13 protein-coding genes are annotated in these 21,386 nt (G+C 56.3%); 12 read left to right on the plus strand and 1 reads right to left on the minus strand.

From position 1 onward, the window contains the following. Nucleotides 1–25: 25 nt before the first annotated feature. The 9 genes from HMPREF2756_RS05460 to HMPREF2756_RS05495 all read left to right on the plus strand — a co-directional run bounded on the left by HMPREF2756_RS05460 (nt 26) and on the right by HMPREF2756_RS05495 (nt 14,818). Complete coding sequence (locus tag HMPREF2756_RS05460; protein WP_070619140.1) at nt 26–3,748, plus strand: nitrate reductase subunit alpha; 3,723 nt, start codon at nt 26–28, stop codon at nt 3,746–3,748. Beyond that, a complete protein-coding gene (narH, locus tag HMPREF2756_RS05465) occupies nt 3,748–5,361 on the plus strand; it encodes a nitrate reductase subunit beta (protein WP_048751150.1) in 1,614 nt (537 codons plus the stop codon). The genes HMPREF2756_RS05460 and narH overlap by 1 nt, the downstream gene beginning before the upstream one ends. Nucleotides 5,362–5,364: 3 nt before the next feature. Further along, the gene (narJ, locus tag HMPREF2756_RS05470) at nt 5,365–6,111 is read left to right on the plus strand and encodes a nitrate reductase molybdenum cofactor assembly chaperone (RefSeq protein ID WP_070619143.1); all 747 of its coding nucleotides are present in this window, start codon (nt 5,365–5,367) and stop codon (nt 6,109–6,111) included. Nucleotides 6,112–6,134: 23 nt separating this feature from the next. Continuing rightward, nucleotides 6,135–6,968 (plus strand): respiratory nitrate reductase subunit gamma, encoded by an 834-nt coding sequence (gene narI / locus HMPREF2756_RS05475; RefSeq protein WP_070619146.1) that lies wholly within the window; start codon nt 6,135–6,137, stop codon nt 6,966–6,968. Between the two features lie 35 nt (nt 6,969–7,003). Further along, nucleotides 7,004–8,248, plus strand: a complete 1,245-nt coding sequence (locus HMPREF2756_RS05480) for an MFS transporter (protein ID WP_070619149.1) — start codon at nt 7,004–7,006, stop codon at nt 8,246–8,248. 134 nt (nt 8,249–8,382) lie between these two features. Then, complete coding sequence (locus HMPREF2756_RS11570; protein WP_256388184.1) at nt 8,383–8,514, plus strand: hypothetical protein; 132 nt, start codon at nt 8,383–8,385, stop codon at nt 8,512–8,514. 250 nt (nt 8,515–8,764) lie between these two features. Beyond that, nucleotides 8,765–11,617 (plus strand): aminomethyl-transferring glycine dehydrogenase, encoded by a 2,853-nt coding sequence (gene gcvP / locus HMPREF2756_RS05485; RefSeq protein WP_070619152.1) that lies wholly within the window; start codon nt 8,765–8,767, stop codon nt 11,615–11,617. Nucleotides 11,618–11,812: 195 nt separating this feature from the next. Continuing rightward, nucleotides 11,813–12,931: a glycine cleavage system aminomethyltransferase GcvT gene (gene gcvT, locus HMPREF2756_RS05490; protein ID WP_070619155.1), complete on the plus strand. Its 1,119-nt coding sequence runs from the start codon at nt 11,813–11,815 to the stop codon at nt 12,929–12,931. Between the two features lie 390 nt (nt 12,932–13,321). Next, the gene (locus tag HMPREF2756_RS05495) at nt 13,322–14,818 is read left to right on the plus strand and encodes an L-serine ammonia-lyase (protein ID WP_053090941.1); all 1,497 of its coding nucleotides are present in this window, start codon (nt 13,322–13,324) and stop codon (nt 14,816–14,818) included. Nucleotides 14,819–14,902: 84 nt separating this feature from the next. On the opposite strand, the gene HMPREF2756_RS05500 is transcribed toward HMPREF2756_RS05495, so the two are convergent. Continuing rightward, nucleotides 14,903–15,916: an aldo/keto reductase gene (locus HMPREF2756_RS05500; protein WP_070619158.1), complete on the minus strand. Its 1,014-nt coding sequence runs from the start codon at nt 15,914–15,916 to the stop codon at nt 14,903–14,905. Between the two features lie 79 nt (nt 15,917–15,995). On the opposite strand from HMPREF2756_RS05500, the gene HMPREF2756_RS05505 reads away from it, so the two are divergent. The 3 genes from HMPREF2756_RS05505 to rpoB all read left to right on the plus strand — a co-directional run bounded on the left by HMPREF2756_RS05505 (nt 15,996) and on the right by rpoB (nt 21,315). Next, nucleotides 15,996–16,874, plus strand: coding sequence for a LysR family transcriptional regulator (locus HMPREF2756_RS05505; RefSeq protein ID WP_048779658.1), 879 nt, complete (start codon nt 15,996–15,998; stop codon nt 16,872–16,874). Between the two features lie 62 nt (nt 16,875–16,936). Then, the gene (locus HMPREF2756_RS05510) at nt 16,937–17,458 is read left to right on the plus strand and encodes a DUF6985 domain-containing protein (protein WP_048779660.1); all 522 of its coding nucleotides are present in this window, start codon (nt 16,937–16,939) and stop codon (nt 17,456–17,458) included. Nucleotides 17,459–17,805: 347 nt separating this feature from the next. Then, on the plus strand, nt 17,806–21,315 hold the full coding sequence (rpoB, locus tag HMPREF2756_RS05515; protein WP_048779662.1) for a DNA-directed RNA polymerase subunit beta: 3,510 nt from the start codon (nt 17,806–17,808) through the stop codon (nt 21,313–21,315). The last annotated feature ends 71 nt before the right edge of the window (nt 21,316–21,386 follow it).

Here is a 21,386-nt window from a genome sequence, read left to right on the forward strand (position 1 = left end):
CCAATTTTTGCGATATATTGGCTGTATGGAACAAGCATCACAGACCAAAGGTCCGGATGGACCCCTTACCGATCAGCTGATCAAATTCGGTAAGTTCTTCTCTCGCTGGGACGAGACTGATGACGGTCGTGCGGTCTTCCGTGAAGGCGGTCGCAAAGGCGATACCTTCTACCGCGACCGCTGGAGCCATGATAAAGAAGTTCGCTCAACCCACGGTGTGAACTGTACTGGCTCTTGCTCATGGAAGGTGTATGTCAAAGATGGCATTATCACCTGGGAAGCACAGCAGACCGACTATCCCACAGTCGGTCCCGACCGCCCCGAATACGAACCGCGCGGATGCCCCCGTGGCGCTGCATTCTCGTGGTACACCTACTCGCCGACCCGCGTGAAATACCCTTATGTGCGCGGTCTGCTCCTCGAAATGTACCGCGAAGCAAAAGCCCTGCACAGCGACCCGGTTGAAGCATTCCACTCCATCGTCTCCGACCCCGTCAAACGCAACCGCTACATCAGCGCGCGCGGTAAAGGCGGATTGGTACGCTCCACCTGGGCAGAAGCACTCGAAATCGTAGCCGCCGCCCACGTGCACACCATTAAGTACTACGGACCCGACCGCTGCACCGGATTCACCCCGATTCCCGCAATGTCGATGGTCTCCTTCAGTGCCGGTGTGCGCTTTATCCAGCTCATCGGCGGCGTGATGACCAGCTTCTACGACTGGTATGCCGACCTTCCCGTGGCCTCCCCGCAGGTCTTCGGTGACCAGACCGACGTACCCGAATCCGGTGACTGGTGGGATGCTTCCTACCTCATCATGTGGGGTTCGAACATTCCCGTGACCCGTACCCCGGATGCCCACTGGGTTGCCGAGGTACGTTACCGCGGTACCAAGGTTGTCTCGGTCAGCCCTGACTATGCCGACAACACCAAATTCGCCGACGAATGGTTGCCCGCACAGGCAGGTACCGATGCTGCGCTCGCAATGGCTATGGGTCACGTGATTCTCAAGGAAAATTACGTGGATCAGCGCGTGGAGTTCTTCGAAGACTTTGCCCTGACCTACACGGACCTGCCCTTCTTGGTGACCCTCGAAACTCGTGAAGACGGCACGAAGGTTCCCTCGAAGTTCCTGACCGCCGCATCCCTGGCGGGGGAGCAGCACCAGGAAAACGCCGATTTCAAGACCGCCATGATGGATCGCGAAACCGGCGAGGTCTTTGTTCCCAACGGTACGATGGGTCACCGCTACTCCGAATCCGATCAGGGTAAATGGAACCTTGAATTGGACGGGCGCAAACCCATTCTCTCGATTCGCGATCTGCCGCAGGGCGAGTCCGCCGCTGTCGAGATCAAGGTGCCGACCTTCGATAACCCCAAGGGTCACGGCGACATCATGACCCGCGGCGTGCCCGTCACCTATGTTGAGGGTCAGGAAGTTACCACCGTCTTCGACTTGATGCTTGCTACCTACGGTATCGGTCGCCCCGGGCTTCCCGGCGACTGGGCCAAGGATTACGAAGACTGGTCGATTCAGAACACCCCGGCATGGCAGGAGCAGATTACTTCAGTTCCACCGGAGGCTGTTATTCGCGTGGCGCGCGAATTTGCGCAGAACGCTATCGACTCTCACGGTCGTTCCATGATTATCTTTGGCGCCGGTATTTGCCAGTGGTACCACGCGGATACAACCTACCGCGCTATCTTGGCTCTGCTGAACCTGACCGGCTGCCAGGGTCGCAACGGCGGCGGCTGGGCTCACTACGTGGGTCAGGAGAAGGCACGTCCGCTCACCGGTTTGACCAATATGGCAAACGCTTTGGACTGGAGCCGCCCGCCGCGTCATATGATCGGCACCGGTTTCTGGTACATGCATACCGACCAGTTCCGCCAGGACGGTTACTCCACCGATTACCTGCAGTCCCCGCTGGGCACTGGCGAGCTCAAAGGCGTACACACTGCGGATGTTGTCGCGCGGTCCACCCGTATGGGCTGGATGCCGTTCTACCCGCAGTTCCCCGAGAACTCGCTCGACCTCGCCGATAAGGCAGAGGCGGCGGTAGCACGCGGAGAAGCCAAGGATAACGCCGATTATGTGGCACAGCGTCTGAACTCCGGTGACCTTGAATTCTCTGTCGAAGACGTCGATAACCCCGTGAACTGGCCGCGTACCCTGATGCTGTGGCGCTCGAACCTCTTTGGCTCCTCCGCTAAGGGTGAGAGCTACTTCCTCAAGCACCTTGTCGGCAGCATGGACAACGTGCAGGGCGCCGATCATGAGGAATCCATTCCGCGTGAGGTCACCTGGTACCAGGAAGCACCGCAAGGCAAGCTCGATCTGCTGGTCACCTCGGACTTCCGCATGACCACCACGACCCTGCTTTCGGATGTTGTGCTCCCCACCGCTACCTGGTACGAGAAGCACGATATTTCCTCGACCGATATGCACCCCTTCCTGCACGCGTTCTCACCTGCTATCGACCCGCCGTGGGAAGCACGAACCGATCACGATACCTTCAAGGCTCTCTCATACGAGTTCACACGCCAGGCCAAGAAACACCTGGGCACCCGCAAGGATATTGTTTCGGTTCCGCTCCTGCACGATACCCCCGGTCAGATCAAGCAACCCGGCGGTCATGCACCCGACTGGAAGAGCACTCCCGGCATGTTAGGTGTTCCCGGTAAGAACATGCCGAACTTCATGACTGTCGAACGCGACTACAGCGCGATGTACGATATGTACACCTCTGTAGGCCCGCTTTTCGACAAGGTTGGTGCCACCACCAAATACGTGACGTACGATCTGAAGGACGAAGTCGCTCAGATGGCGAAGGAATTTGGTGTAATGGACTCCGGTAAGGGCGCGGGTCGTCCTGCACTGGATACCGACACCAAGCTCGCCGAGTCGATTTTGCGCATCTCTGGTACTTCCAACGGTGAGGTGGCCCTTAAGGGCTTCAAGGAACTTGAGAAGCAGACCGGTCTGCACCTGATGGATCTTGCCGAGGGTAACGAGGAACGTAAGATTACCTTCCCCATGACCCAGGCAGCCCCACAGTCCGTGATGACCTCTCCCGAGTGGTCCGGTTCGGAAACCGGCGGCCGCCGTTATGCGCCGTTCACCGTGAACATTGAAAAGAAGAAGCCGTTCCATACCCTAACCGGTCGTATGCACTTCTTCTTGGATCACGACTGGATGCACGAAATGGGCGAGGCGCTGCCGATTTACCGTCCCCCGCTGGATATGACCGGGCTCTTCAAAGAACCCGAAATCGGTACTACCGACGGCGTTTCGGTTGCAGTGCGTTACCTAACCCCGCACAACAAGTGGGCTATTCACTCCCAGTACTTCGACAACCAGCATATGCTGACCCTCTTCCGCGGTGGTCAGACTGCCTGGATGAGCCCCCAGGATGCCGAGAAGATCGGCGTCAAGGACGGCGAATGGATCGAATGTGTGAACACCAATGGTGTGTTCGTGGGTCGTGCGGTTGTCTCGCACCGTATGCCTGAGGGCGTGTGCTACGTGCACCACGCTCAGGAGCGTATGATGACGCCGAAGACCGAAACCACCGGCAAACGCGGCGGTATTCACAACTCGATGACCCGCATCCTACTCAAGCCGACCCATATGATTGGCGGCTACGCACACCTGGCATTCGCTTTCAACTATCTCGGACCGACCGGCAACCAACGTGACATTGTCTCGTACATTCGCCGTCGCAAGTCGCAGGAGGTTACATTCTAATGCGTGTTATGGCACAAGTTGCAATGGTGATGGCGCTTGATAAGTGCATTGGCTGCCACACCTGCTCCGTGACCTGTAAACAGGCATGGACAAACCGTTCCGGTACCGAGTATGTGTGGTTCAACAACGTTGAGACCCGCCCCGGTCAGGGCTACCCGCGCCGCTACGAGGACCAAGAAAAGTGGAAGGGCGGCTGGGTGCTGAACAAGCGCGGTCGTCTGGAGCTCAAGAGCGGTAACCGCTTCCAGAAGCTCTTCTCCATTTTCGCCTCGCCGATTCAGCCCGAGCTCAGCGACTACTATGAGCCCTGGACTTACGACTACCAGAATCTCACCACCGCACCTCTAGGTGATGACTTCCCCGTGGCTAAGCCGGTATCGATGATTACCGGTCAGGACGCCAAGATTCAATGGGGCTTGAACTGGGACGATAACCTGGGCGGCGCCCCCGAGCACGGTCACCTTGACCCGCTTGTGGAGAAGGTGCGCAAGAAGGCTGAGGACAAGATTAAATTCGAGTTCGAGCAGACCTTCATGTTCTACCTGCCGCGTATTTGTGAGCACTGCCTGAACCCGTCCTGTATGGCGGCATGCCCCTCCGGCGCTATCTACAAGCGAGCCGAGGACGGCATCGTGCTGGTCGATCAGGATCGTTGCCGTGGCTGGCGTCAGTGCATCACCGGTTGCCCCTACAAGAAGGTGTACTTCAATCACAAGACGGGTAAGGCAGAGAAATGTACATTCTGCTACCCCCGTATTGAGGCCGGTATTCCGACTGTGTGTGCCGAGACCTGCGTGGGTCGTATGCGCTACATCGGTATCTTCCTCTACGATGCAGATCGCGTGACTGAGGCAGCATCCGTTGCCGATGAGAAAGACCTGTACGAGTCGCAGCTTTCGCTTATGCTCGATCCTTCGGATCCCGAGATCATTCGTCTGGCACGCGAGAACGACATTCCCGAGGCGTGGATTACCGCAGCCCAGAAGTCGCCCGTGTACAAGCTGGCGAAGGAATGGAAGGTTGCGCTTCCACTGCACCCCGAATACCGCACCATGCCGATGGTCTGGTACGTTCCGCCGCTGTCGCCGATTGTGGATCTGCTCAAGGACCAGGGACACGATGCTGAGAACAGCCAGAACCTGTTCGGCGCGATCGAGGCGCTGCGCATCCCCGTTGAATACCTTGCTGAGCTGTTTACCGCTGGCGATACCGAGGTTGTAACCTTCGTGCTCAAGCGCCTAGCCGCAATGCGCGCCTACATGCGTGACATTAATTTGGGCGGCGAAGGCAATGAAGAGATTGCAAACTCGGTGGGTATGACCGGTGCGCAGATGTACGAAATGTACCGTCTGATGGCGATTGCTAAGTACAACGAGCGTTATGTGATTCCTCCGGCTCATATGGAAGATGCGCACAACCTCGAAGAGATGGGATGCTCGCTGAGCGTTGATGGTGGTCCCGGCATGTACGGTGACGCATTCAACGACATGGAAGGTCGCCCGACCCCCGTCTCGACCGGCGTATATGAGAGCTCTAACAAGGTTAGCCTCTTTAGCTGGGATGGAAACTCGCGCCCGGATGGTCTGTTCCCGAATACCACCGGAAAGAAGTAAGTAGTGGCTGGATTCTTTTCCAAGCTTATGGGCAAAGCCGATTCCGGGAATACCCCGGAATCGGCGCAAGCCGCGCACGACGACATTGATCCGTTTGATCGTGACTATGGTGCAGGTGAAGACCGAGACTCGGTGATTTACCAGGTCAGCGGCATGCTGTTGAGCTATCCGACGGAAGAAACTCTTGATCTTCTGCCGGAGTTTAAGCGGTTGGCGCAGGCAACTGAGAATCCCGATTTCGTGCAGGCCGTGCAAACCGTTGCGGATTGGCTTACGGCTCGCGAGCTTGAAGAAGTTCAGAGCGACTACGTGCAGGAATACGATCTCTCCCGCAGGCACGCTCTGCACCTTTCTTACTGGACGGATGGCGATACTCGCCGTCGCGGCGAAACCCTTCTTCGATTTAAGAAAATGTATCGTGATTCGGGGATGCTCACCCGCCTTAACGGAGAACTTCCCGACTATTTACCTCTCGTCTTGGAGTTTGCGGCGCTGGTGGATCGTCGCCAGGGTCGCGCAGCGCTTCAAGCATACCGTCCCTCATTGGAGCTGCTTCGTTTAGCGCTTCGGGATGGAAACCTCCCACACTACGGGTTATTACAGAGTATCTGCAATACCCTCCCCGGTGTCTCTCCCGAGACTCAGGAACAGGTGCAGCAGATGGCGGGTTATGGCCCGCCCGTGGAGACCGTTGGTCTGAGCGGGTATGCCGATCCGCGGCTGACCCAAGTTAACCCTAATAATATTTAGACCCCTCAAATTAGGAGTACATCGTGTACGCACTCGCATCCGAGCACGCAGCCCATGCGGTGCCTGTCGGCGAGCCGGGGATTGTAGACACCCTCCTGTGGGGCGTGCTTCCCTATGTCACTATTCTTGTTCTGATCGGCGGCACCATTTGGCGTTACCGTACCGATCAGTTTAGTTGGACCACTCGATCATCACAGATTTATGAATCCAAGATGCTGCGTCTGGGATCGCCTCTATTCCACTATGGTCTAGCCGCCGTGTTTATGGGACACGTGGGCGGCCTAGTGGTGCCTAAGATGCTCACAGATCTCGTGGTGGACGACCATACTTATCACATTGTCGCTTTGGTAGGCGGTTCCGCAGCCGCTGCAGTAACTATTCTTGGTTTGTTCCTGCTTCTGTGGCGTCGTCGTCGTAACGCACAGGTTTTCTCTGCAACGACGATGAACGATAAGTTTATGTACTTTGTGCTGGTCGCCGTCATTCTGGCGGGTACCGCCGCAACTTTAATTTCCGCTTTTGACCCCTCGGGCGGTCTGCCCCCGGTTAATGGGCATGAGGTGGAGTTTAACTACCGCACCTCCATTGCGGTGTGGTTCCGTTCTATCTTCTACTTCCACCCGGAGGTAGCGTTGATGGTGAATGTGCCTGTCGCCTTCAAGATTCACATCATTGTGGCTATGGTGCTATTCATTATCTGGCCTTTCACTCGTTTGGTGCATGCACTGACTATGCCGCTGCACTACCTGTTCCGTCCCTACACCATCTACCGTTCTCGTGGCAACGAGCGCGTGGGCGCACGTCGTGGTTGGGACAACCCGCAAGAGGCGCTCCCACGTGAGCGCGTCAATCGCTAACAATATACACACAACACATAACACAAAGAGGAATCATGAGTGCTCCCACTGCTGAGAGTTACGACCTAAAAAAGGGGCAGCTTTTTAACCTGCTGCTGGTTACCTTCGCCTCGACCGTTGGGTTCTGGGCGTGGACGATTGTCGGTCCGCTTGCGAAGTATTATGCCAAGCCGGATCAGATGCATTTGAACCCGGGTACCACGAGTTTGCTGGTTGCTATGCCTATCTTTATTGGTGCGATTGGGCGTATTCCGATTGGTGGTCTAACCGATAAGTACGGTGGGCGCATCATGATGAGTCTGGTACTTGCCGTCAGCACTCCGCTGGTGCTCTTGGTCGGTGTTGCCGGCTCGATGAAGTCGTTCCCTCTGATGTTGGTCTTCTCGTTCCTGCTGGGTATCGCCGGTACCGTGTTCGCGGTGGGTATTCCGTTCAGCTCCGCTTGGTACCCGCCCGCTCGTAAGGGCTTTGCAACCGGTGTTTTCGGTGCTGGTATGGTCGGTACCGCTCTGTCGGCGTTCTTTACTCCGCGCCTGATGAACCTCGTGGGTTACATGAATACCCACTACATCATTGCGGCTCTGTGCGCGGTAACCGCCGTCATCTCGTTCTTGTTCCTGCGTGATTCACCGGCTACCGCTAACCGCGAGGTTACCCCGCTGATGCCGAAGATCATTCGGGCGTTCAAGGTGAAGTCAACCTGGCAGCTGTGCTTCCTGTACTCGGTAGTATTCGGTGGCTTCGTGGCGTTCTCGAACTACCTGCCGACTTACCTGAACAATATCTACAGTTTCAACCCTGAAGATGCTGGTGCTCGTGCCGCAGGCTTCGCGGCGGCTGCCGTGGTCGCTCGTCCCTTCGGCGGTATCTTGGCTGATAAGTTTGGTCCGAGGATCATTACCTTCATCGCGCTGGGCGGCGTATCGGTTTTGGCTCTGGTTACCGCATTCCAGCCGGATGCTGAGCATGTCTACGGTCCTATCTTCTTGGCGATGGCAGCTCTGCTGGGCTTGGGCTCCGGCTCGGTCTTCGGTTGGGTTGGCCGCGCGGCTGACCCGAAGAACGTGGGTGCGGTCTCCGGCGTGATTGCTGCTGCTGGCGCTCTTGGTGGCTTCTTCCCGCCGCTGGTGATGGGTGCAACCTACGATGCCGCACATCGTAACTACTTCATCGGTCTAACTCTGTTGGCTGTAACTGCAGCTGTGGCTTTTGCCTCGGCATTCTTGGTCAAGCATGGCGGTAAGCCGGAACATCATAAGGCTGATGCCGTAGCGAAGTAGTAGCTGAGTTTTTCACTCAATTGTTTGTTTCCATGGCTCTGGCCGTTCCCTACTCTGAGGGAGCGGCCAGAGCTTTTTACGTGAGTTTCGTACCCTAAAACCAATATGGGGTGGCGGTCACAAATTCGGAACAGATGGCTCTGAACGTAAATACCTCTAATTTATTGATTACAATGCAGGTTTTGGCCGCCGGTGGTCTGGGCGGGTTCTTCCCGCCGCTGGTGATGGGTGCAGCCTACGACGCTGCCGCAAACAGCTACTTTTAACGGATAGATGCTCTTATCTGTAACGGCTGCCGCCAGAGGGGGGATGACGCTCCTGTATGTGGTGGTAAGAAATCATTCGCCGTGCCGTAACAGGTGGTCGTATGTATGCCGATAAACCCTTATAACATACGTGTCACAGGGCATATGTAGCTAGAAGTTTGAGCCCACAGTATGGGAAAATTAGTACTGTATATACACAACAGTACTGTTGTGAACCGCTAACGGTTTGCGCCGAATAGGAGAAGATATTATGTCTTTCATCGATCGTCATCTCGGCCCCCGTTCCGCAGACGCTGAGCAGATGCTCAAAGCCCTGGGATACGATTCCCTGGGAGCTCTGATGGACGACGCTGTCCCGCCTCAGATTCGCCTTCACGGCGAGCTTGATCTTCCCGATCCGTTGACAGAGCAGGATGCACTCGCCAAGATCGCCGAGTATGCCGCCGAGAACAAAGTTTATACGCAGATGATTGGCGAAGGCTATTACGATGCCGTAACCCCCGCCGTTCTGCGCCGCAACATTCTTGAAAACCCCGGATTTTACACCTCGTACACCCCCTACCAGGCTGAAATTTCGCAGGGTCGTCTGGAGGCTCTGCTGAATTTCCAGAACGTGGTTATGGAACTCACCGGCCTGGATATTGCGAATGCTTCCCTACTCGATGAGGCAAGCGCGGTCGCGGAGGCGGTTGTGATGATGCACCGCGCCAACCGTAAGGTTAAGAACGGTTTCTTCGCGATTGATTCTCGATGCTTGCCGCAGGTTCTTGCCGTGGTACGCGGTCGTGCCGAACTTCTTGACATTCCGTTCGTGGTCACCGATTTCTCGGAGGGGCTGCCCGAGGGCGATCTGTACGGTGTGGTGCTTGCATACCCCGCATCCGACGGGGAAATTCGTGACATTGAACCGCTGGTGAAGGCGGCCAAGGAACGTAACGCCCTAGTGACCGTGGACGCCGATTTGTTGGCGCTCACCCTGCTGAAGTCTCCGGGGGAACTCGGTGCTGATATTGCCGTGGGCAATACCCAGCGTTTCGGTTTGCCCTTCTTCTTTGGTGGTCCGCATGCCGCCTACATGGCCGTGCATAAGGGTATGGAACGCACTATGCCGGGCCGTCTGGTCGGTGTGTCGCAGGATTCCGCCGGTAAGCCTTCGTACCGTTTGTCTTTGCAAACCCGCGAACAGCACATTCGTCGCGAGAAAGCTACCAGTAACATCTGTACCGCCCAGGCTTTGCTGGCGATTGTTGCCGGTGCTTACGCTGTGTATCACGGTCCCGAGGGGCTGCGCGCTATTGCCGAACGTCTGCATACTAACGCGGCTCGTGTAGCGACAGCCTTGGAAAGCGTCGGATACGGTATTGCCTTTGAGCATTTCTTTGACACTGTTGTGGTTGAGGCACCGGCTCGCGCAGACGATCTTGTAGCCAAGGCGCTTGAGGCTGGCATTAATATTCGCCGTATCAACGAGAACCGCGTGGGTATTTCGGTCGGTGAATCTCATAATGACCGGGTTTTGGAGCGTCTGGTAAAGGCATTTGGCGCAGAACTTCCCTCCGAGGCAGATGCCAAGTTCAGCATTCCCGCAAATCTGCTCCGTACCGATGAATACATGCAGCACCCCGTCTTCCATAAGTACCGTTCCGAGACCGAGATGATGCGTTACCTGCGCCACCTCTCTGATAAGGATTTGGCTCTGGACCGCACGATGATTCCTCTGGGCTCGTGCACTATGAAGCTCAATGCCGCGGCGGAAATGGAGCCGATTTCCTGGCCCGAATTTGCGAATATTCACCCGCTCGCACCCGCCGATCAGGCTCAGGGCTGGCATAAGCTCATCAAGGAACTTTCCGACTGGCTGGTTGCTATCACCGGATACGATGTCGTGTCTTTGCAGCCGAACTCCGGTGCAACCGGTGAGTACGGTGGTCTGCGTGCTATTCGTGCCTACCACGAGGCTAACGGTGATCACGAGCGTGATACCGTGCTTATTCCGCTTTCGGCGCACGGCACGAATGCCGCATCCGCAGCGCTTGCCGGGCTTAAGGTTGCGGGTGTGGCGACCGCATCCGACGGCTCGATTGATGTTGATGATCTGAAGACGAAGATCGAGAAGTACGGCGATAAGATCGCTGGCATCATGATTACTTATCCCTCGACGCACGGCGTGTTTGAGTCTCAGGTATCTGAGGTTTGCGAGCTTGTGCATGCCGCGGGTGGTCAGGTCTACGTGGACGGCGCAAATCTGAACGCGCAGATGGGCTTCGCACAGCCGGGTAAGTTCGGCGGCGATATTTCCCATCTGAACCTGCACAAGACCTTCTCCATTCCACACGGCGGTGGCGGTCCCGGTGTTGGGCCTCTTGCTGCTCGTGAGCATCTGGCGAAGTACCTTCCCGGCGATGCCGCGACTGCGGATGCCGAAGGAAAGCTGCCTAGCGGCGCGGCACTTCCGATTGCGCAGGCGTTCTTTGGCTCTGCCGGTGTGCTTCCCATTAGCTGGATGTACATTGCTATGAGCGGTGCTGAGGGCTTGAAAAAGTCCTCGGAGTACGCGGTGCTGAACGCAAACTACGTGGCGAAAAAGCTCAACGATAAGTTCCCTGTGCTCTACACCGGCAACGCAAACCTGGTGGGTCACGAGTGCATCCTAGATATTCGTGAGCTTACCGACCGTTCCCATGTGACCGCCGAAGACGTGTGTAAGCGTCTGATGGACTTCGGTTTCCATGCGCCTACTCTTGCGTTCCCAGTTCCGGGCACTTTGATGATGGAGCCGACCGAATCGGAGTCGAAGGAAGAACTCGATCGCTTTATTGAGGCGATGGAGACTATCTACGGCGAAATTCTTGAGGTTGCCGAAGGCAAGGTCGCAGTGGAAGATTCCGTGCTGCGCAACGCTCCGCATACGGTGGATGTTGTTTCTGCCGACGAGTGGGACCGCCCATATAGCCGTACCCAGGCTGCCTTCCCGGTTCCTTCGCTTCGCGCCAACAAGTACTTTACGCCTGTGGGTCGTATTGACGGTGCGGGCGGAGACCGTCACTTTGTCTGCGAATGCCCTCCGATGGAGGCATTCGATCTTGAAGCTCACGCCGAGTAGCTTCGATGATTCGATGAACTTCTGTGTGTCCCGCGTTTTTCGCCTGTTTGTTAGGAGGCGGGGGAGCGGGGCACCCGGGAGTCTTACCGTACACACATAAAATAGAATGAATGTTCTTAAAAACAAGAATAATCGTTCTAGTATAAAACCATTCTGGCACAAAGCAGTGTATCTGACTATGTACTAAGGAGAAACATGTCACCCAAGAAGACCGCACTCTACCCCGTCCACGAAAAGCTAGGCGCCGCATTCACCGACTTTGGCGGCTGGGATATGCCGCTCAAATACGCCAACGATGTTGCCGAGCATCAGGCTGTGCGCACCCGCGCCGGTATTTTCGACCTCTCCCACATGGGCGAGTTCCGCATCACCGGGCCCGATGCCGCTGCATTCCTCGACTACGCTCTGGTCTCCAACATGTCCGTACTCAAGCCTGGTCGCGCCAAGTACTCGATTCTCGCCAACGACAAGGGCGGCGTGATTGACGACCTTATCACCTACCGCTTGGGCGACGAAGAATTCTTGGTTGTGCCCAATGCCGCCAATATTGATAACGATTTTGCGGCCATGAGCGAGCGTCTGGGTAATTTTGATGTGAAGTTCGTCAACGAATCTGACGACACCTCCCTGATTGCTGTGCAAGGACCGCGTGCCGAAGAAATTCTGCTTGCGGCTGGTGCCTCAGATGAGGATGCGGTACGTGAGCTCAAATACTACGCTTCCGTTCCGGTCACCATTGCCGGGGTAGATGTACTTCTGGCACGTACCGGCTACACCGGCGAGGACGGTTTCGAGCTCTTTGTACCGAACGCCAACGCTGTGAAACTGTGGGATGCGCTCGCCGCCGCTGGTGAGCCCTTCGGCTTGACCCCGGCAGGTTTGGCGGCACGCGATTCGCTGCGTCTGGAAGCTGGTATGCCGCTTTACGGTCACGAGCTGGGCCTGGATATTACCCCCTTCGAGTCCGGCTTGGGTCGCCTAGTTGAGATCGCTTTGGAGAAGAAGACCGTCGATTTCGTGGGTCGTACCGCCCTGACCGAGCTGGCGAAGTCTCCGTCAGAGCGTATTCTGGTTGGGCTGAAAGCCCAGGCAAAGCGCCCGGCGCGTGCGGGTTCGTTCCTCGTCGATGCCGAGGGTAATCAAATCGGTGAGGTAACCTCCGGTATTCCTTCCCCGACCCTGGGTTACCCGATAGCAATGGCATTGGTGAAGCGCGAATTCTCCGAGGTCGGTTCCGAGGTGGACGTAGATATTCGTGGTAAGCGTGCAACTTTCGACGTGGTCTCGCTTCCGTTCTACAAGCGCGAGAAGTAAACACTGCTTCATCTCAGGTAACCCGAGCAAGAGGCATAGGGCGGGTGAATATTAGGTACATTCACCCGCCCTTCAGCATGCCTGTGTCGGTATATCGACTCGGAGTTTATCGTACAGGAAAGCCCGGACGGACGCGCACGCAAACATAATGTCGCCTTAGTTTATCCATGACGTGAAGTAAGCTAGGATGAACTCAGCAGGTTGCAAGGTGCTCGGTGAGCATAAACCTCAGGGAAAACCAGCAGACGATGAAGGCTGCATACCGTCTTCGGGCGGTTACATCGGGAGAACCTACAGGTGTACTCCCAGAAGCTAATCCCAACAAACGGACGAACCGCCGCATATAAAACCTGGCGGGCAAGCGCATACTCACACAGATGAAGGAATAATGTGGCACTAGATACTGGCGTTCCAAGTAGTGTGCAAAAACAAGCCGAAGCGCTCGAATACGATATCAGCGTGTTCGAGCTCTTTAGCATCGGCATAGGTCCTTCCAGCTCCCACACCGTAGGGCCGATGCGCGCCTCCAACCGTTTTATCGCCGAACTTATTGACACCAACCTGCTCTCACGCATCACGAAAGTGCATATTGACCTGTATGGATCACTCGCCGCAACCGGGGCAGGGCACGGTACCATGAGCGCGGCGCTCAAAGGGCTGTGCGGGCATGTGCCCGAAACTATCTGCCTCACCGAGGCAGACGCCATGATCGAGCGCAATAGCGTGGACGGTACTCTGCCGCTCGCCGGGTATCCTTCCAGTATGTACGGTGCGACGGCTCCCTGCGGCGAGGAGGGCAAAGTTTACGGACCGGTTCTGAACTACCGAGAACTCGATATAACCCTGCGTCCCCTAACAGTGCTTCCGCGCCACACAAACGGTATTAAGATCGCCGCATTCGAGGGCGAGAAGATGCTTTTGGAGCGCACCTATTTTTCCATCGGCGGTGGATTTATTGTCGAAGGTGACGAGCCCGCAACCGGGGGAGCATCCCTGGAACACCCACCCTACCCGTTCGGTTCCGGCGCCGAGCTCCTAGATATGGCGAACGAGACCGGGATGAGTATTGCCCAGCTCAAAATGAAGAACGAATGTTCGCTTCGCAGCGAGGCTGAGGTACGCCAAGGAATTCTGCACATCTACAAGGTTATGAAGGAATGCATCGGGTCTTCACTATCGCGTGTTGGTTACCTGCCTGGGCCCCTCAAGGTACGTTGCCGCGCCGGGGCATGGCACCGCGACCTAATGACCGAAGACCCTAATAAATCGCCCGAATACGCCATTGACTGGGTGAACCTAATCGCGCTCGCCGTGAATGAAGAGAATGCGTTTGGTGGCCGCGTGGTGACGGCACCGACGAATGGTGCATCCGGCATTATTCCGGCGGTTTTGCACTATGCGATGAACTATACGCCCGGAATACGGCATTGCGGTCGGGGCAAGCGTGAGGATGCGGTGATCGACTTTTTCTTGGCTGCCGCCGCAATCGGGGTGCTGTATAAGAAGCGTGCCTCAATTTCCGGTGCCGAGGTGGGATGTCAGGGAGAGGTCGGCAGCGCCAGCTCGATGGCCGCCGCCGGTCTTGCTCAGGTTTTGGGCGGTACGAACGAGCAGATTGAAAACGCCGCAGAGATTGCGATGGAGCATAACCTAGGGCTGACTTGTGACCCTGTGGGCGGGTTGGTGCAGATTCCGTGCATTGAACGCAACGCGATGGCCGCGTCGAACGCAGTCACGGCGGCACGCATGGCGCTGCGCGGTGATGGTGCGCATCGTGTTTCCCTAGACCAAGTGATCGAAACGATGCGCCAAACCGGCATGGATATGTCACACCGTTACAAGGAAACCTCAATGGGTGGCCTGGCGGTTAACGTGGTGGAGTGTTAGCTCCAAAATGGTAGGGGAGCGCTCGCCCGGAAGCCGCAGGGGCATTCAGGGCGAGCGTTTTCTTTATCTTTATTGTGCAGTCGGTTAGAACACTGGTCGAGCGGTTACCGGTACGGCGAAAGACTGGCGGTCTCCCACCCAACCGTTTGTTGGTACCATGCTCTCCAGGGCGGCTAAGTCTTTTGCCTCTAGGTGGTAGCGCATAGCCGCGGCATTTTCCTGTGCCCTCTGCGCATTGCGTGTTCCGGGGATAGGAACAACATCGTCGCCCTGCGCAAGAAGCCACGCCAGAGCCAGCTGAGCCATGGTCATGGAGCGGGATTGCGCAAACGAGGCGAGGGCATCAACTTGGCGCATATTAACAGTGAGACTGGAACCGTTAAACCGCGGGTCATTCGCCCGGAAGGGGCTTTCGGCAACACTGGTGGTACTGAGACTTCCACCAAGCAACCCGCGGCCCAGAGGGCTATAGGGGACTAGGCCCACACCCAGCTGGCGTGCCGCTGGCACAATATTTACCTCAGGTTCACGCCACATGAGCGACCATTCAAATTGCACGGCGGCAATCGGATGGATAGCGTGGGCACGGCGCAACTGGTCAGCCGTCACCTCAGACACTCCAAGATGGCGTACTTTCCCCTGGGATACCAGCTCGCTCATCGCACCAATTGACTCTTCGATCGGCACCTGCGGGTCTACACGGTGCAGGTAGTACAGGTCAATCGTTTCAGTTCCGAGGCGACGCAGCGACTCGTCACAGTAACCTGCAACGCGGTCCGGGTGGGCATCCAGGTGAACACCGTGATCGCCCCGCACAATGCCGAATTTAGTTGCGATCTGCAGATTTTCGCGGGGCATGCCACTGGATGCTATGGCGCGACCTACCAGCGCCTCGTTATGCCCCTGACCATAGCTTATTGCGGTATCAAGCAGCGTAACCCCAGCATCAAGAGCAGCATGAATGGCCGCGATGGACTCGGTATCATCAGCAGACCCGTACCCCTGAGACAGACCCATGCAGCCAAAGCCTAAGGCTGAGGTCCTCAGAGCTCCGAGGTTCCGGGTGGCTGGACTATCTGTATGTTGATGTAATGTCATATGAAAAATTTTTCCACCCACACTTCTATATGTCTAAGACAAGGTTTTTATAGAATCCATAACGTTTTATTATGGATAGATGGAACTACGCTACTTGGAATCCTTTGAAGCAGTCGTACGGTGTGGCGGGTTCACCAAAGCTGCTGCTGACCTGCATCTGGCACAGCCTGCTATTTCCGCACACGTCAAAAGGCTGGAGAAGGAACTAGGGGTCACGCTGTTGAACCGCTCCCGAACTGTGACCCTCAGCGCTGCCGGGGAACAATTTTTACCCTATGCTCGGCTGGCGTTGGCGAACCTTGAAGAAGGCAAGCGGCTGATGCAGTCTTTCCACTCGGTTTCAGCGGGTCATGTGCGTGTGGCCGTCACGCCACTCACCGGTAATTTTGATGTCGCTGGTCTGCTGAGTCGATTTCGTGCACGTTACCCACAGGTGACGATTTCATTGTCTACCGGGCTTATTGCAGAACTGCTGGGTAAGTTAGAAGCGGGTCAGGTTGATGTGGTGATCGGGCCTGCAGGTGCTGCCGATGAACGTCAGGGATGGCAGCGAACCGAAATTACGAGTGAACGGTTGGTACTCATCACGCCGCTTGCTGGCAGGGGTCATGTAAGTACACTGGCTGATGTGGCGCATGAGTCATTTGTCTGCTTACCCTCAGATAGCGGTCTGCGCCACCTGCTGAACGAGGCATTCGGCGTAATCGGAGTCAAACCGCGAGTGGATTTTGAGACGCACAGTCCGGACAGCATCCGCGAGATGGTTGCGGCAAACCTGGGATGCGCCATAATCGCGCAGTCTATCGTTGAGAAACAGGGAACAGCAGTGCGGGTGCATCATATTCCAGGTCTTCCCCCGCACCCACCGATAAGTGTTATGTCGGAAGAAGAGCCCGCTCCGCCTACCGCGCGGTTTCTTGAAGAACTGGAGACAGCAATTCGAGAACATGCTCGCTAAAAAAGACCGCATGGGGCGCGGTGGTGAAAAATGAGAGTTTACATAGGAGGAAAGCGATAGCGATGAAATCTAATAACACCCACGACCCCAATATCATAAACTTCACCTACGATGCTGACGAAGAGCTCTATGTGAGCGACCCGGTGGCCGTGCCTGCGCTCAAGAAGGTATCGGTAACGTTTAGTTTCGATATGCAGGCTCTTGACTCTGCCGGGTGGCAGCGTATTCGTGCCGCGATTAACAACTTCCGTTCACCCGATGCCGATATTTTTGCTCAGGCAACCCCTTATGTGTACCAGTTCTACCGTATGTATTTTGATATGGCGGATGAGTACGACTGGGAACAATACTTGCCGGATATTCCCGAATCTCAGGTGTGGACTCTTGTGGATCCTATCTGGGATCGGTGCACGGTTGCCTGGGACAATAACAATGTGCTGATTGTGGTGGAAGCCGAGACTGAGTGGGATATTGAGCACGGTATGATGATGGTGCTCCAAAACGGCACGAAACTGGTGAAAGTGGGTATGGCGGTTGAGTCTTACACCAACCCTGACGGCAGTATTTTCTTGCGCGAAGAATAGGATTAGCAGGGGAGAGCGAGAGGGTGCTCATACGCGATTTCAAAAGCCTAGGAGATATACCCCGGAAGCTTCCGGAAGGGCTGTAAAAAGCTCACTTGAACCCGGCGCTTGCATCTGCTGTACGGGTGTGGTAGACAAACGCGCGAGCATAGTGTATTGTTAATATTTACGCTTTCCCTGACCTTTGTGCCTTCATATAGCGGTGGGCACGGGCTGAAGGTGACGTTAAAACCGTTCGACATCTACTAGCTTTGCACACCGTTTTCGGGGTCTTCATCATGATGTCTTACGGCTCTGTCGCCGGGAGGCAGATTGCTAACAGACATGTCTGTGGAAGGATCCCCATTTTGGTCGCTTCGAGCACCTCTAACCATGACGCCGCTAACGGTGCGGAAAACAATTCCGACCGTCGTATCTCATTCGCAAAAATTAGTGAACCGTTGAAGGTTCCCAACCTGCTGGCTATCCAGACCGACAGCTTCGACCGCCTCGTAGGTAACGAACGCTGGGCAAAGCGTCTGGAAAATGCTCAGGCAACAGGTGACACCTCTGTTCCCGAGAAATCCGGTCTTGCTGAGATCTTCGAGGAAATTTCCCCGATTCGTGATTTCCAGGAAACCATGCAGCTGTCCTTCTCGGATCCGGAATTCTCCGATCCCAAGTACACCATGGAAGAGTGCAAGGATCGTGACGCAACCTATGCGGCACCCCTGTACGTTAAAGCTGAATTCATGAACCTGACCACCGGTGAGGTTAAGCAGCAGACCCTCTTCATGGGCGACTTCCCGCTCATGACCGAATCCGGTACCTTCGTGATCAACGGTACCGAGCGTGTGGTCGTTTCCCAGCTGGTGCGTTCACCCGGTGCATACTTCGAGAAGGCACCCGACCGCACCTCCGATAAGGACATCTACTCAGCACGCGTTATTCCTTCGCGCGGTGCATGGTTTGAGCTTGAAATAGACAAGCGCGATCAGGTGGGTGTGCGCCTGGACCGCAAGCGTAAGCAGTCTGTGACCGTGCTGTTGAAGGCTCTGGGATGGACCGAGGCAAAGATTCTTGCCGAGTTCGGGAACTATGATTCTATTCGTGCAACCCTAGAGAAGGACTCCGTCTCAACCCGCGACGAGGCTCTGCTCGATATTTATCGTAAGCTCCGCCCGGGCGAGCCCCCAACGGTAGAGGCCGCACAGGCGTTGCTCGACAACATGTACTTCACCCCGCGCCGCTATGATCTGGCGAAGGTTGGTCGTTACAAGGTGAACCGTAAGCTCGGTGTAGATGTTCCTCTTGATTCTCCCGAGGCATCGGTACTCAGCCAGGACGACATCGCTCAGATGATTCACTACCTGTGCGCCCTGCACGCTCAGGAGAGCAGCATCCCCGGTAAGCGTGACGGCAAGGAAATTTCCGTTAAGATCGATATCGATGATATTGACCACTTCGGTAACCGCCGCATCCGCACTGTGGGCGAGTTGATTGAGAACCAGATTCGCACCGGTCTTTCCCGCATGGAGCGTGTGGTGCGTGAGCGTATGACCACTCAGGACGTTGATTCCATCACCCCGCAGTCCTTAGTGAACATCCGCCCTGTGGTGGCAGCGATTAAAGAGTTCTTCGGTACTTCGCAGCTTTCGCAGTTCATGGATCAGAATAACCCGCTGGCTGGGCTAACCCACAAGCGTCGTCTTTCGGCGCTGGGCCCCGGCGGTCTTTCCCGCGACCGCGCGGGCATGGAAGTGCGCGACGTGCACCCCTCGCACTACGGTCGTATGTGCCCCATCGAAACCCCTGAAGGTCCGAACATTGGTCTGATCGGTTCGTTGGCAACCTACGGGCGTATCAACTCTTACGGCTTTATCGAGACCCCCTACCGCGTGGTTGAAGATGGTAAGGTCACCGACAAGGTGCGTTACCTGACTGCCGACGACGAGAAGAGCGTTATTATTGCGCAGGCGAACGCCCCGCTGACTAACGAGCGTACCTTTGCTGAGGACGAGGTTCTCTGCCGTGCAGGCGATGGTTCTGGCGAGGCCGTGCTGGTTGCCCCTGGCGCTGTGCAGTACATGGACGTTTCCCCGCGTCAGATGGTGTCTGTGGCAACCGCTCTAATTCCCTACCTTGAGCACGACGACGCAAACCGTGCGTTGATGGGCGCTAACATGCAGCGCCAGGCTGTGCCGCTGTTGGAATCCGAGGCTCCCGTCGTTGGTACCGGTATGGAGAAGTACGCTGCGCTTGACTCCGGCGATTCCGTGCTGGCGAAGAAGGCTGGCGTGGTATCCGAGGTATCGGCCGATCTGGTGTTGGTCCGCAACGATGACGGCACCACCAGCTCGTACCCGATCATGAAGTTCTCCCGTTCGAACCCGGGCAACTGCTACAACCAGCGTGTTGTGGTGAAGGCCGGTCAGCGTGTGGAGGAGCGTGACGTTATCGCGGACGGTCCTTCGACCGACGGCGGTGAGCTCGCTCTGGGTAAGAACCTGCTCGTGGCATACATGCCCTGGGAAGGTCTGAACTATGAGGATGCGATTATCCTCTCCCAGCGCATGGTTTCCGAGGACGTGCTGACCTCGATTCATATCGAAGAGCACGAAATTGACGCTCGTGACACCAAGCTGGGTCCCGAAGAAATTACCCGCGATATTCCCAACGTTTCTGAGGAAGTTCTCTCTGCACTGGATGACCGCGGTATTATCCACATTGGTGCCGAGGTTGAGGCTGGCGACATCCTGGTCGGTAAGGTAACCCCCAAGGGCGAGACCGAGCTGACCCCTGAAGAGCGCCTGCTGCGCGCAATCTTCGGCGAGAAGTCCCGCGAAGTTCGTGATACTTCTCTGAAGGTTCCCCACGGTGAATCCGGTACCGTGATCGGCGTTCGCATCTTCGACCGCGAAAGCGACGATGAAGACGATCTGCCCCCGGGCGTTAACAAGCTTGTGCGCGTGTACGTTGCGCAGAAGCGTAAGATTACCGACGGCGACAAGCTTGCAGGTCGCCACGGTAACAAGGGCGTTATTTCCAAGATCCTGCCGGTCGAAGACATGCCCTTCTTGGAAGACGGTACTCCCGTTGATGTCATTCTGAACCCGTTGGGCGTGCCCGGTCGTATGAACATCGGCCAGGTGCTTGAGGTTCACACCGGCTGGCTCGCTAAGCAGGGGTGGAAGATTGAGGGTGACCCGGCGTGGCTGAAGAATATGCCGAATTTCCCGAAGGAATCCGGACCCACCCGCCTGGCAACCCCCGTGTTCGACGGCGCTCATGAGGACGAGCTCTTCGACTTGATGGATCACGCGAATCCGAACCGTGACGGCGATCGTCTGATTACTCGCTCCGGCAAGGCACGTCTGATTGACGGTCGTTCGGGTGAGCCGTTCCCTGACCCGATTTCGGTGGGTTACCAGTACATCCTGAAGCTACACCACCTGGTGGACGACAAGATTCACGCTCGTTCCACCGGTCCTTACTCGATGATTACCCAGCAGCCGTTGGGCGGTAAGGCACAGTTCGGCGGTCAGCGCTTCGGTGAGATGGAAGTGTGGGCGCTGGAAGCATACGGCGCCGCCTACACCCTGCAGGAAATCTTGACCGTCAAGTCTGACGATGTGGCCGGTCGTGTGAAGGTTTACGAGGCGATCGTCAAGGGCGAGAATATCCCCGAACCGGGTATCCCCGAATCCTTCAAGGTTCTTATTAAAGAAATGCAGTCACTGTGCCTGAACGTCGAGGTACTTTCTACCGACGGGAAGACCATTGAAATGAGCGACTCGGAGGAAGAAGGCTTCCGGGCAGCAGAAGATATGGGCGTGAGCCTAACCCACGAGGAGCCCAGCTCCGTGGACGAGCTCTAATCACAGCCCCTCCTTCGCGGGCAGGGCGTAGTCACGCACGATTTTCGCCCCGCCCATCAACCCCAAGTCTT

The organism is Rothia sp. HMSC067H10 (assembly GCF_001810635.1).
GTDB lineage: Bacteria > Actinomycetota > Actinomycetes > Actinomycetales > Micrococcaceae > Rothia > Rothia dentocariosa.

What these genes read in the sequence shown, in the direction of transcription:
- HMPREF2756_RS05505 (WP_048779658.1), top strand. Translation starts at nt 15,996, where the DNA reads ATGGAACTACGCTACTTGGAATCCTTTGAAGCAGTCGTACGGTGTGGC.
- gcvT (WP_070619155.1), top strand. Translation starts at nt 11,813, where the DNA reads ATGTCACCCAAGAAGACCGCACTCTACCCCGTCCACGAAAAGCTAGGC.
- HMPREF2756_RS05500 (WP_070619158.1), bottom strand. Translation starts at nt 15,916, where the DNA reads ATGACATTACATCAACATACAGATAGTCCAGCCACCCGGAACCTCGGA.
- HMPREF2756_RS05460 (WP_070619140.1), top strand. Translation starts at nt 26, where the DNA reads ATGGAACAAGCATCACAGACCAAAGGTCCGGATGGACCCCTTACCGAT.
- gcvP (WP_070619152.1), top strand. Translation starts at nt 8,765, where the DNA reads ATGTCTTTCATCGATCGTCATCTCGGCCCCCGTTCCGCAGACGCTGAG.
- HMPREF2756_RS11570 (WP_256388184.1), top strand. Translation starts at nt 8,383, where the DNA reads ATGGCTCTGAACGTAAATACCTCTAATTTATTGATTACAATGCAGGTT.
- narH (WP_048751150.1), top strand. Translation starts at nt 3,748, where the DNA reads ATGCGTGTTATGGCACAAGTTGCAATGGTGATGGCGCTTGATAAGTGC.
- HMPREF2756_RS05480 (WP_070619149.1), top strand. Translation starts at nt 7,004, where the DNA reads ATGAGTGCTCCCACTGCTGAGAGTTACGACCTAAAAAAGGGGCAGCTT.
- HMPREF2756_RS05510 (WP_048779660.1), top strand. Translation starts at nt 16,937, where the DNA reads ATGAAATCTAATAACACCCACGACCCCAATATCATAAACTTCACCTAC.